The sequence below is a fragment of the Novosphingobium sp. BL-52-GroH genome (assembly GCF_044813085.1).
Classification (GTDB): Bacteria; Pseudomonadota; Alphaproteobacteria; order Sphingomonadales; family Sphingomonadaceae; genus Novosphingobium.
Genome location: NZ_CP171152.1, coordinates 2,179,582 through 2,192,356 on the forward strand (window position 1 = coordinate 2,179,582; position 12,775 = coordinate 2,192,356).

Annotated in this window: 8 protein-coding genes and 1 tRNA gene; 6 read left to right on the top strand and 3 right to left on the bottom strand. The window is 68.6% G+C overall.

The features are described from left to right. Nucleotides 1–89 precede the first annotated feature (89 nt). The 6 genes from ACFFDA_RS23205 to ACFFDA_RS23230 are packed head-to-tail and all read left to right on the top strand — an operon-like array spanning nucleotide 90 to nucleotide 10,713. Nucleotides 90–452 carry a hypothetical protein gene (locus ACFFDA_RS23205; protein WP_404479632.1) on the top strand — a complete coding sequence of 121 codons (363 nt, stop codon included), beginning with the start codon at nucleotides 90–92 and terminating at the stop codon, nucleotides 450–452. Continuing rightward, nucleotides 452–1,201, top strand: a complete 750-nt coding sequence (locus tag ACFFDA_RS23210) for a cellulose synthase operon protein YhjQ/BcsQ (protein ID WP_404479633.1) — start codon at nucleotides 452–454, stop codon at nucleotides 1,199–1,201. The genes ACFFDA_RS23205 and ACFFDA_RS23210 overlap by 1 nt, the downstream gene beginning before the upstream one ends. After that, entirely contained in the window at nucleotides 1,198–5,655 is a 4,458-nt protein-coding gene (gene bcsA, locus ACFFDA_RS23215) for a UDP-forming cellulose synthase catalytic subunit (RefSeq protein WP_404479634.1), read from the top strand. The genes ACFFDA_RS23210 and bcsA overlap by 4 nt, the downstream gene beginning before the upstream one ends. Continuing rightward, nucleotides 5,652–9,227: a cellulose synthase subunit BcsC-related outer membrane protein gene (locus ACFFDA_RS23220; protein ID WP_404479635.1), complete on the top strand. Its 3,576-nt coding sequence runs from the start codon at nucleotides 5,652–5,654 to the stop codon at nucleotides 9,225–9,227. Before bcsA ends, ACFFDA_RS23220 begins: the two co-directional genes overlap by 4 nt. Beyond that, nucleotides 9,228–9,689 (top strand): cellulose biosynthesis protein BcsD, encoded by a 462-nt coding sequence (bcsD, locus tag ACFFDA_RS23225; RefSeq protein WP_404479636.1) that lies wholly within the window; start codon nucleotides 9,228–9,230, stop codon nucleotides 9,687–9,689. After that, nucleotides 9,679–10,713: a glycosyl hydrolase family 8 gene (locus ACFFDA_RS23230; protein WP_404479637.1), complete on the top strand. Its 1,035-nt coding sequence runs from the start codon at nucleotides 9,679–9,681 to the stop codon at nucleotides 10,711–10,713. Before bcsD ends, ACFFDA_RS23230 begins: the two co-directional genes overlap by 11 nt. A 94-nt stretch (nucleotides 10,714–10,807) precedes the next feature. On the opposite strand, the gene ACFFDA_RS23235 is transcribed toward ACFFDA_RS23230, so the two are convergent. The 3 genes from ACFFDA_RS23235 to ACFFDA_RS23245 form a co-directional block, all read right to left on the bottom strand. Further along, nucleotides 10,808–12,058 carry an MFS transporter gene (locus ACFFDA_RS23235; RefSeq protein WP_404482848.1) on the bottom strand — a complete coding sequence of 417 codons (1,251 nt, stop codon included), beginning with the start codon at nucleotides 12,056–12,058 and terminating at the stop codon, nucleotides 10,808–10,810. Nucleotides 12,059–12,214: 156 nt separating this feature from the next. Continuing rightward, a complete protein-coding gene (locus tag ACFFDA_RS23240) occupies nucleotides 12,215–12,598 on the bottom strand; it encodes a TonB-dependent receptor domain-containing protein (protein WP_404479638.1) in 384 nt (127 codons plus the stop codon). Nucleotides 12,599–12,654: 56 nt separating this feature from the next. Beyond that, nucleotides 12,655–12,728: transfer RNA gene (locus tag ACFFDA_RS23245), tRNA-Gln, on the bottom strand. Nucleotides 12,729–12,775 lie beyond the last annotated feature (47 nt).

The following is a 12,775-nucleotide window of genomic DNA, read 5'->3' on the forward strand; positions in this document are numbered from 1 at the left end:
ATGCCCCCTGAATCGACGAGCCGTTCCTTCCGACAACCCTTTCTTAACCATTCATAGCGCAGAAAATACGTGTTGATACGGGGGTTAGTATGCGCATCGATGCCAGAAATCTTCTCGACCGCCTGGGCAAGAACGACTTTGCCTACAAGGAATTCGAGGATCGCTTTACCGAGCTCGAGCTGTGGCCGATCCTCGAGGCCCTGCTGCGCGACCCGCGCCTGCAGGCCATTGACCAGGCGGAAAACGCAGTTCCCGAGCCCGTCGTCGCCAGCGAGGCCGTCGAGGCCCCACAGGCTTTCCCCGCAGAGCCGCTGAGCGGGCTGTTCAGCCGCTACGGTCGCGGACCGGCCGTCGCCACCGATCCGGCCGGCGATCGCCGCGGGACGCAGGCGCAGGACGTTCGCGCCATGCTGCGTCACTTGTCCGACCTCGGCTCGCGAGGAGAAATCTGATGGCCGTCATCGTCTGCCACGGGCTCAAGGGTGGAGCCGGAACCACGTTCGTCGCCGCACACCTGGCGATGAGCCTGTCGGAGGCCGGCGCCGAGGTTACCGTCCTGAGCGTTGCCCAGCGCGATACCTTGCCGCTCCATTTCGGCCTGCAGCCGGCGCTGACGCTGCCCTCGCTTTTCGCTCCGGCGGAAGATGCGGTGCTGGCCAGCGGCATCAACCTGCGCAGCTACCACAAGGCGGTTGACGATCTCGATTTCGTGCCGACGCTGCTCGATCTGGGCTATCTCGAGACCGGCCTAGACCGAGCCATGGTGATCGACGTGCCGGCCAGCGAATTCGCCTTCGCCCGCCGCATCATCCCTCACGCCAGCGCCAATCTGTGCGTGCTCAACGCCGCGCCGGACACCCTCGCGCTTCTGCCTCAGGTGCTGGGCGAGGCCAGTGCGGAGTCCATCGCGCGCACCACTTTTGCGATCAATGCGCTAGACGAGACCCGCCGCCTTTCCCGCCACAGTTCCGCATTCATCCGCGAACTGGTCGGTCCGCGCCTGGTGGGCCGCATCCGCCTCGACGAATCGGTGCCGGAGGCGATCGCCATGCTCCAGCCGCTCGCGCGCTACGCGCCCTCCAGCGCCGCGCTGAGCGACGTCCGCGCGATCGGGGCCGCCATGGTTCCCGCGCTCGACACGCCGGGCCGCCCCTGGGTTCCGCGCAGTTCGCAAGCCGCATCGCCGAGCCGCGCCGCATGATCGCAAGTCTCACTTCGAACCGGGCGGTGCGCTACCTTGCGGTCGTGCCGATCGTGCTGATCGCCGTGCTGGTGATCGGGGTGCCGCTCGACGGCACCGCGCAGTGGGTCTGCGCCGGTGTCACCATCGTCGGCGCGCTGGCGCTCAGGCGCTGGAAAGGCCGCAAGGGCGCGCTCGCGCTCGGCGTCCTCGCGATCCTGGTGTCGACGCGCTACATCTTCTGGCGGACCACCCAGACGCTCTCGTTCGGCACCCTGCCCGAGTGGTTCTTCGGCGGCGGGTTGTACCTGGCCGAGCTTTACGCCTGGGCCATCCTCATGCTGGGCTTCCTGCAGACGAGCTGGCCGCTCGAACGCCCGGTCATCGAGATCGAGGGCGAGCCCGAGACCTGGCCTACCGTCGACATCTATATTCCGACCTACAACGAGAGCCTCGAGATCGTGCGCAACACGGTGTTCGCGGCACAGGATCTCGACTATCCGGTCGACCGCTACCGCGTGTTCATCCTCGACGACGGCAAGCGCCCGGAATTCCGCGCCTTCGCCAAGGAAGCCGGCTGCGGCTACATCACCCGCGACAACAACCTGCACGCCAAGGCGGGCAACCTCAACGCGGCGATGAAGAAGACCGACGGCGAGCTGATCGCGATCTTCGACTGCGACCACGTGCCGACCCGCGCCTTCCTCCAGTTGAGCGTCGGCTGGTTCCAGCAGGACAAGCGCCTGGCGCTGATCCAGACCCCGCACCACATGTATTCGCCCGATCCGGTCCAGCGCAACCTGGCCTCGACGATGGGCGACATGGCGGGCGAGGGCGACTTGTTCTACGGCGCCGTCCAGGGCGGCAACGACTTGTGGAACGCCACCTTCTTCTGCGGTTCGTGCGCGATCATCCGCCGCGAGGCGCTGCAGGAGACCAACGGCTTCGCGGGCGAGACCGTGACCGAGGACGCCCACACCGCGCTCAAGCTGCAGCGCACCGGCTGGAACACCGCCTACATCAGCGCACGCCTTTCGGCAGGCCTGGCCACCGAGCGCCTCGTCCTGCACGTCGGCCAGCGTATCCGCTGGGCGCGCGGCATGACGCAGATCATGCGCATCGACAACCCGCTGTTCGGCAAGGGCCTCACCTGGCAGCAGCGCCTCTGCTACCTCAACGCGATGCTGCATTTCCAGTATCCGCTGCCGCGCATCGTGTTCCTGACCAGCCCGCTGGCGTACCTGATCTTCGGCCAGAACATCATCCAGGCTTCGGCCTCGCTGATCTTCGCCTACGCGATGCCGCACCTCTACTGCTCGGCGGTGGCGAACGAGCGCACCCAAGGCTCCGACCGCCCGCCGTTCTGGGGCGAGGTCTACGAGACGATCCTGTGCTTCCACCTCGTCAAGCCCACGGTCATGACCTGGTTCCAGCCGCGCAAGGGCAAGTTCAACGTGACTGACAAGGGCTCGCTGCTCGACAAGACCTACTTCGACTGGGACGTCGTCAAGCCGCACCTGTTCTGCATCGCGCTGGTCGTCTTCGGGATCGCCATGGCGGTCGTGAAATGGGCCTTCTTCCCCTACATGTTCAATATCCAGACCGATACGCTGGTGCTGAACGTCGCTTGGGCCACCTTCAGCCTCATCATCCTGCTGGCCGCCGTCTCGGTCGCCCGCGAGACGCGCCAGGCCCGCGTGGACATCCGCATCCCGGTCGACCTGCCGGTCAGCGCCTACCTCAATTCGGGCCATGTCGTGCCTGCCCGCACCATCGACATCTCGATGGGCGGTGCGGCGCTGGCATTGCCCGCAGAGCTTCCGACCAAGGACCGCACGGTGCGCCACATCACCCTCGCAATGGGTGACGAGGTCCTGTCGATCCCGGTGGAGACGATGCGCATCACGGCGGAAAACGCCTACGTGCGCTTCGAAAAGCTCGACATTCTCGCCGGCCGCCACCTGGTGCGCGCCGTCATGGGCCGCGCCGATGCGTGGCAGCCGGCAGGCAGCCGCAAGTCGATCTCCGGCCTGCGCTCGCTTGCGGATATCATTCGGGTGGACATGGTCACTTTGAAGCGCATGCTCGGACTGAACTTCGCCGAACGCCGTGCCCAGCGACGCTTCGACACCGCCAGGAAGGCCGCGGCGGAAGCCGCCGCCAAGGAAGCGGAAAAGGCCGAGAAGGCCGGCGGCAAGTCCTGGGTGCCCTTTGCCAAGGCCGCCGCGCTCGCCGGTGCCGTGATGCTGGGCGCTGCCGGCATCCTGTTCAGCACGACCGAAGTCCATGCCCAGCCGGCGCGTGCCGCGGCACCCGCCGCCGCCACGCAGGCCGCAACCGCCGCGCCCTCCGGCGGCGTCGCCGAGCGGCTGACGCTCAAGGATCTGCGCATCACCCGTCCGATCCGCCTGGCAGGTACGCGCGGCGAGATCGGCATCCCCTTCGGCATGCGTCAGGACCGCGTGGTCACCGGCGCGGTGCTGCGTTTGCAGGTCGCCTGGTCGCCCTCGATGCTCGACGACCTCAGCCAGATGGTGGTGATCGTCAACGGCGAGGTCGTCCAGACGATCCCGCTGACCCGTGCGAACTCCGCCGGCCAGGTGCTCGAAGTGCCGGTCAATCCGGCGCTCTTCCTGCCCGGCGACAACCAGCTCAACTTGCGCCTGATCGGCCACTATGCCCGCGACTGCGAGGACCCGTTCCACTCCTCGCTGTGGGCCAACGTCAGCAACGTGCGCTCCTGGTTCGACTTCAACTACCAGCCGCTGCCCTACGGCCCGGACCTGTCGCGCCTGCCGTTGCCCTTCTTCGACAAGGGCCAGAACGTGCCGCTGCGCATGCCCTTCGTCTTCGCCGGCCAGCCCCGTGCGGGTGAGCTTCAGGCCGCCGCTGCCACTGCCGGCTGGCTCGGCTCGCTCGCCAGCTATCGCGGGTTCGCTTTCAAGCCGGTGGTCGGCTCGATCCCGCGCGGCAATGCGATCGTCTTCCTCAAGGGTGGCCAGTCCATCCCGGGCCTCGACATTCCCGGCCCCTCCGGGCCGTCGGCCGCCGCCGTGCGCAACCCCGTCGACCCGACCGGCACGCTGCTGGTCATCATGGGCCGCAACGACGACGAACTGCGCACCGCCGCCGCCGCCATCGCGCTCGGACGCGGCGTCTTCGGCGGCCAGCGCATGGCCTTCGACGGCGTGCGCATCCCCGCCTGGCCGCGCTACGGCGCGCTGCGCTGGCTTTCGACCGACAAGCCGGTCCAGCTCGGCTCGATCATGGAAGGCTATGCGCTGCAGGGCATGGGCCTTCCGCCCGGCCCGCTGACCGCGCGCTTCCGCGTCTCGCCCGACTTGTTCTTCTGGCCCCGCGAAGGCGGCAAGCTGAACCTGACCTACCGCTACCCCATCGCCCAGTGGATGGACCGCCGCGCCTCGCGCCTCGACGTCTCGATCAACGGCCAGTACCTCAAGACCCTGCCGCTGGGCGCCAAGTGGTGGAGCGGCCTGTTCAGTGCCTCGGGTGCCAAGAGCTACGATTCCGACGCCTCGGTGATCCTCCCTCGCTACAACCTGTTCGGCCAGAACGAGTTGTCGATGGACTACAACCTCATCATCGCCGACAAGAAGAAGTGCACCGGCACGTTGCCCGAGAACGTGCGCGTCTCGATCGACCCGACCAGCACCATCGACCTCACCAGCGCCTACCACGCGATCATGATGCCGGACCTTGCGACGTTCGCCGGCGCCGGCTTCCCCTTCACCGCCAGCCCCGATCTCGCGCAGACCACCGTGGTCGTCGCCGAGAACCCGTCGATGGCTTCGGTCGAGGCGTTCCTGACGCTGATGGGCCGCTTCGGTGACTCCACCGGGGTGCCGGCCACGGCCGTGACCGTCACGTCGACCATCGATCCGGACCAGCTTTCGACGCAGGACGTCCTCGTCGTCGGCGGCACCGGCCTGGCGGGCGCGGACATGTTCGCCGATGCGCCGGTGCGCTGGGAGAACGGCCGCCTGCGCGTAGCGGAACGCTCGCCGCTGCAATACGTGACCTCGCTGTTCGGCGGCACGCAGCAGAACGACCCGATGGCCGCCGCACCGCTCGTCTACGACGCGCGCGGCTTCTCCGGCATCGTCAGCTTCCGCTCGCCCTATGCCTCGGACCGCACCGTTGTCGCGCTGCTCGCGGACGACGGCGGGGCGTTGCCCGCGCTTGTCGACGGCCTGTCCGATGCCAAGATCAACGCTGCGATCCAGGGCGACCTCGCGGTCACCCGCGGCGACGGCATGACCAGCTTCGCGATCACCGAACGCTACTGGGTCGGCTCGCTGCCGATCTGGATGAAGGTCGCCTACTGGACCAGCCAGCGCCCGATGATGCTTGGCCTGTTCACGCTCGCGCTGGCGGCGATCCTCGCCGGCCCCGCCTACTTCTACTTCCGCCGACAGGCACAACGCCGCCTCGGCCGCCGGGACGACCACGCATGACCAGTCCGACGACCATGAAGCGCCCCGCGAACCGCCCTGCCGGTCGCAGCGGCAGGCTGGGCCTGACCCTGCTGCTGTCGAGCGCCACCACCGTCTTCGCGCCGGTGGCACTGCCGGCCGTCGCCCAAGCGCAGAGCGCCGGCGTCGAGGCGCTGGTCAAGCAGGCCCAGTACTGGCGCTCCAAGGGCCGCGAGGACCTTGCGCAGCAGGCGCTGCGCCGGGCTCGCGCGCTCGATCCGAACAACCCCGCGCTCAAGGGGGCGTCTGCGGCCCCGGCCGCCAGGCCGGCGCCCAAGCCCGCCGCCAAGCCGGTGGCCGCCAGGCCCGCCCCTGCTCCTGCCGCACCGGCCCGGGCGACGCCGAAAGTGGCTGCCGCGACGCCGCGCCCCGCTGCGCCCAAGCCTGCCGCAGCCGCGCCGGTATCCTCTGCCGACCGCGCCGGCCGCGCCCGTGTCTCCGGTTTCGACGCGCTCGAGGACGGCAACCTCGGCTCGGCCGCATCGCAGTTCCAGCGCGCCCTTGCGGTCAACCGCCGCGACGCCGACGCGCTCGGTGGCCTCGGCCTCGTGCGCCTGCGCGAAGGCAATTTCGCCGAAGCCACGAGCCTGCTGCAACAGGCGTCGCAAGCCGGCAAGGCCAGCCAGTGGGCCGAAGGCCTCGCCTCCGCGCGCTTCTTCGCAGGCGTCGAGGAGACCCGTACGCTGGTCGGCCAGAACCGTCTTACCGATGCACAGGCCAGAGCAGAAGGCCTCGTGCGCTCGGGCTACAAGGAGACCGGCCCGGCGCTCGAACTGCTTGCCGACATCTACGAACGGCAGGGCCGCTACGCCGATGCCGCGGACCTCTACCGCCAGGCGAGCCAGGGTGGCAGCGCCGCGGACGACAAGCGCCTGCAACTGCGCGCCGCGCGCGGCCGGGCGCTTGCCGCCGCCGAAGCAGGCGACGACCTTGGCGCCACCCGCGAGTTCCAGAACGGCCTCGTGCTCGATCCCAGCGACCCGTGGATTCGCTACGAGTTCGCGCAGTTCCAGATCAAGCGCGGCCGGGTGCCCGAGGCGGAATCGCTGATCCGCTCGCTGTCCACCAGCAGCCAGGCCGATTCGATTTACGCCGCAGCCCTGCTCAACAACGACCTGGGCCGGGCGGGTGAGGCGGACCGCCTGATCTCGATGATCCCGGAGGCGCAGCGCACTGCGCCGATGCGGAACCTCGCGATTAGCGTGAAGACCGACTCCGCGATCGCCCGTGCCAAGGGCCTCGCCGCCACCGGCCAGCAGGGGCAGGCGGTCAACGCCCTGCGCCAGCTCGGCGCGATGGCCTCGGTGCCGGCGGGCAAACAGGCCGCCGTCGCCAATGCCCTGTTCGACATGGGCGACACCCAGGGCGCCGCGCAAGTCGCGGAAAGCGCAATGAACGGCCGGATCGACAACATCGAGGACTACGAAGGCCTGGTCGGCGTGCTGGCCCGTTCCGGCCGCGACGACCTCGCCCAGCTCGCTCTCCAGCGGGCGGGCCAGTTGGCGGGCAGTTCAGCGGACGGCCAGCGTGTCTATGCGCGCATCAGTGCCGGCATGATGGTCAGCCAGGCCGATGCCGCGCGCCTCGGTGGCCGCTACGCCGAAGGCTTCGACATCCTCCAGCAGGCCTACGCCGCCGCGCCGGACAATCCCGAGATCCTCTCCGGGCTCGCGCGACTCTACCAGACCGGCGGCATGCCCGCGAAGGCAGCGCAGAGCTACCAGCTGGTCCTCGCGCGCAAGCCGAACGACAAGGACGCACTGCTCGGCCTCGCCGACACGGCGCAGGCCGCGGGCGACGGCGACCTTTCGAAGCAGGCGCAGCGCCAGGTGCTCCAGGCCTACGGGCAGGACTATCGCGTGCGCATGGCGCTCGCCAATGTCGAACGCGCACGCGGCAACGAGCGCGCCGCGGTGAGCCTGCTCAAGGACGCACGCGAACTCTACGCCCGCCAGAGCGGCGCCGGCATGGCGATGGGTGGCAATCCTTTCGCGAACGCCGGTGTCCAGGGGGGGGCGAACCCGTTCCGCAACCAGCCCCAGGCCGTAGCGCCGCAGGTCAACCCCTTCGCGCTCGGCAGCGGTACCCGCCTGCCAACCGCCTATCCACAGCAAGCCTATGCCCCCCCCATGGGCCAGGGCTACGCCATGTCCCCGGCCCAGGGCTACGCAGCGCCTCAGCAGGGCGGCTACGCCCCCGCACCTGTGGCAGGCGGCCAGAGCGGCTTCGGCGGTTATGCGGCAGGGCAAAGCTCGTTCGCGGCGGCGGACCGCTATTCCTCGCCGACCAGTTCCACCGCCCCGCAATCCGCCTGGGCCGCCGCGGCGCCTGCCGCGCTGCCGGGCTCGGGCAGCTACGGCTCGCCGCAAGTCCCGGTCGCCTATGCCGGCGACCCCGTGATGATGCAGATCCAGTCCGAGATCGACGGCCTCGCGCAGGATTCGGGTCCGCGCGTCGAGGTGCAGACGGCCTACCGTGCACGTTCGGGCGAGGTCGGCCTGTCGCAGATGGACGAGATCAAGGGCTCGGCCAAGATCTCCGCCGGCGCCTTGCGTGGCCGCGTCTTCGCCAAGGCCGAGGCTTCGGTGATCGACGCCGGCCGGCCGACCGGCTCGGGCCTTGCGCGCTTCGGCCGCAACGGCACGCCGGAAGCGCAGGGAATCGTCGCCGAGGAACCCTCCGCGCTGGTCAACGCCGACAGCCAGCAGGCCTCGGGCGTTGCCTTCTCGGCTGGCTACGAAAGCGATGCGATCCAGTTGGAGGCCGGCACCACCCCGGTCGGCATGGGCAAGACCAAGTTCGCCGGCCGCGCCGCGGTCAGCCCCGAACTCAGCCCGGGCCTGCGCGCCACGGCCTTCGCCGAGCGCAAGCCGGTCACCGATTCGGTGGTTTCCTATGCCGGCACTCGCGATCCCGTCACCGGCGAGCGTTGGGGCCAGGTCATGCGCGACGGTGCCGGTGCGGGCATGTCCTATGACCAGGACGGCTCGGGCGTCTACGGCGAGGGCCGCTATTATCGTTTCCGCGGCACCAACGTCGCGAGGAACAGCGGCTACGAGGCCAATGTCGGCGGCTACCTGCGGGCCTGGCGCGGCGCGCATTCCAGCGTGACCCTGGGCCTCAACGTGAACTACCAGGGCTACGACAAGAGCCAGAACTACTTCACGTTCGGCAACGGCGGCTACTTCAGCCCGCAGAGCTTCATCTCGGTCGGCTTCCCGGTGAACTACACCATGGAGGACGAGCGCTGGGATGCGAAGGCGTCGTTCACGCCGGGCTTCCAGAGCTACAAGGAAGACGCCAGCCCGCTCTACCCCACCGACCTCGTCGCCCAGGCCGAGCTGGACAACCTCAAGGCTCTCAACGACGATGTCCGCTCGGAGTACGACAGCCTGAGCAAGACCGGCTTCGCGCTCTCGGCACAGGGCTCGCTCTACTACAAGATCAATCCGAACACCCGCATCGGTGGCGATCTTAGCTATAATACCTTCGGCAGCTACGATGAATTCCGCAGCATGCTCGGCGTGCGCCAGAGCTTCGGGAGCAACAAGTAAATGAAGATGCAAGCCTTTCCCCAACCCCGCCAGAATCCTGGCGAAGTCGGCGTCGGCGGTCTCGCGTTGATGGCCATCTCGGTGGCCGCCGAAGTGAGCGAAGGCGTCCCGGCCGAGCAGGCGCACGGCTTCTTCGTCGCGATCGGGCGGCGGATGGCCGACCTCGAGCCGCTCGAGGGCGTCAACGACGCTTCGGTGCTCTGCGCGCGCATCAATGCCTTCTGGCTGGCGCTCGACTGGGGCGAGATCGAACTGGCGGTCGGCAAGGAGGCGATCATCGTGCGCCACCGCGACCTGCCCAACAAGATCGTGCCCGACCACCAGGGAAACTGGGCGGCGATGCTGCTCGGCGTGCTGGAAGGCGCCTACGATAGCTGGTTCCGCGTACTCGGCAGCGGACCGGCACTGCGTACCACCGCGGAGTGGAAGGGGGACACGCTCGAGCTTCGTCATGGCCGTTGAGAACAAGGTGCTTTTTCCGATCGTAGACCGTCGTACCTTTTCGCTGGGAATGCTGATGGCCTTCACCGCCGCCTGCAACACGGGCGGGAACCAAGGGCGCGCGCAGCAGGTGACCGACAGCTTCTGGACCGCCTGGCGCGACCGCTTCGTTGCGCCCGAAGGCAGGGTGGTGGACACCGGCAACGGCGGCATCAGCCATTCCGAAGGCCAGAGCTATGGCCTGATCCTGGCCCTGCGCGCGGGCGACCGCGATGCCTTCGAACGTATCGCCAAGTGGACGCAGGACACCCTGGGCCGCGAGGACATGGCGCTCCATTCCTGGCGCTACGACGCGCGCCAGGAGATCCCCGTCTCCGATCCCAACAATGCCACCGATGGCGACCTCGTGATCGCCTGGGCCCTGGCGCTCGCCGGTCAGCGCTGGTCTCAGCCGGCCTGGCTGGAGCGCGCCGCGCAGATCCGCGCGGCGATACACACCCATTGCGTCGTCTCGCGCTTCGAGCGCAAGCTCTTGCTGCCGGGGGTCGTCGGCTTCGACAATCCGGGGCAGGTGCTGGTCAACCCGTCGTACTTCGTGTGGCCCGCGCTCGATCATTTCGCCAAGCTGGACGGCGCCTCGACCTGGGGTGGCTTGATCCGGGATTGCGAGGCGATCACCCGGCTGGCGCGGTTCGGCCCACATCGCCTGCCGTCAGACTGGGTCGCGGTCACCGGCAAGAACGAGGTCGCGCCCGCGCCCGACAAGCCGCCGCGCTTCGGCTACGACGCGATCCGCATCCCGCTCTACGCGGTGGTCGGCGGGCGGACCGCGCTGGTCCAGCCGGTGGCGGACTGGTGGCGTTCGTGCCTCGCGCAGCATCGCCCGATCCCGGCGTTCGTCGATGTGGTGACCGGCGAGGAGGCCAACTATGCGCTCTCGAGCGGCGGCACCGCCATTGCCGGCCGGCTGATCGGCACCACGCCGCCGGCGGTGCTGGACACCGACTACTTCTCCGCCTCGCTGCAGATGCTCGCCCGGTTGTAGCCGGCTCGTCGTCCCGGAGCTGATCCGGGACCGCGGGGAACTCTTGAGGCGATAGCTCGTGGTGGGCCCCGGCGAGGGAGCCGGCCAGCCCCGTTCAATGTTTCGCCTGCACCGCCATCAGTCCGAACAGGCTGAGCAGCGCCGCGCCCGAGATGTAGAGCCCCACGAACAGCACGCCGCCGCCGTCGGCCAGGGCTTGCGCGATGGCGGGCGCGAAGCCGCCGCCGACGATGCCGCCCACGTTGAAGGCGATCGACGCGCCGGTATAGCGCACCCGTGCCGGGAACAGCCTGGGCAGCAGTTCGGCGATCGGGCCGTAGACCAGGCCCATGGTGAACAGCGCCGCGCACAGGAACACCCCGATCATCAGCAGTGAACCCGCGGCGAACATCAGCCCCATGACCACCCCGATCGCGATGGAGCAGAAGCAGCCGAACATCAGTACGGAGCGCGAGCTGCGGCGGTCGGCGGCGTAGCCGGCCACCACGATGCCCACGGCCATGAACAGGATCGCGAAGAGCTGGACGCCCAGGAACGTCTGCCGCTCATAGCCCAGGGTGCCGGTACCGTAGCCCAGTGCGAAGGTCGTCGCGAGATAGTAGAGCGCGAAGCAGGCGATCACCGCGAAGGTGCCGGCGACGGTTTCGCGCATGTGGGTGCGGAACAGCTCGACGATGGGGATCGCGCGGTGCTGGTCTTCCTCCGCCCTGAAGACCGGGCTTTCGCTCAGTCGGAAGCGTATCCACAGGCCCAGCCCGACCAGCACCGAACTGAGCAGGAACGGGATGCGCCATCCCCAGCTCGCAAAGTCCTCCTCGCTCAGTGTCGCGCTGATGACGAGGAACAGGCCGTTTGCCGCGAAGAAGCCCACCGGCGCGCCCAATTGCGGGAACATGCCGAAGCGCGCCTCGTAACCCTTGGGCGCGTTCTCGACCGCCAGCAGCGCGGCGCCGCCCCATTCCCCGCCCAGGCCCAGGCCCTGCGAGAAGCGCATCAGGCACAGCAGCACCGGGGCGACCCAGCCGACCGACTGGTACGTCGGCAGCACCCCGATCAGCACGGTGGCGCCGCCCATCAGCAGCAGCGAGGCAACCAGCGTCGACTTGCGGCCGACCCGGTCGCCGAAGTGGCCGAACAGGGTGGCGCCGACGGGCCGGGCGATGAAGGCGATGGCGAAGCTGGCATAGGCCGCCAGATGCTGCACGGTCGCGGAATCGGAGGGGAAGAACAGCGGCCCGAACACCAGCGCGGCTGCGGTCGCGTAGATGTAGAAATCGTAGAACTCGACGGCGGTGCCGACGAGGCTGGCGGTCAGCACGCGGCTGTGCTGGCGATAGACGTTCATCCCGCCGGCTTGTGCCGTTCCCGTTTGCCCCACGTATCGCCCTTCCTACGCCTCTATTTCGAGCGCTTCCCTAACGGCACCGGGGGAGAATGGCGAGAGGTGTCGTCGCCGCCGATCCTCCCTGTCGCTTTGGGACAGGGAGGATCGAGCAAGTCTTCAGAACCCCGCGGCCAACGACAGCGTGAACCATCCGCCCCCGTCCAATGTGCGTACGACGAGGCGACGATGTTTGTCGCCGCTGCTCTGTGCCTCGGTCACGGCATCCTCGCCGCGATAGACGGCGCGCACGGAGGCGCTGAAGCGGTCTGCGGGCTTCCAGTCGGGTGAGGCGCTGGCTTGCTGCCGGGGAATGTCGTCCAGGGCCTGCCCGGCGCTGGTGCCGGTGAGCTGTTCCGAATCGGCCAGCGTTCCGGTGGCGTTGAGGCGCAGCGTGCGCGTCAGCGGCAGGTCGATGGTCGCCTCGATGCCGCGCACCTTTGCCCTGCCGACGCTCACGTAAGTAGTCGACGGGCCGCCGATCGTGCTGGGCGGCTCGTCCACGCATACGGAACCTGCACCCGTTTCGGCGTGCGGCAGTCCATCGATTTGAAGGAAGTTGGATGCCCCGCGAGGATTCGAACCTCGATAGACGGAATCAGAATCCGTAGTCTTACCATTAGACGACGGGGCACCGGAGGGCGCCCCACTAGAGGCAGTTGCGATTCGGGTCAAGCACCT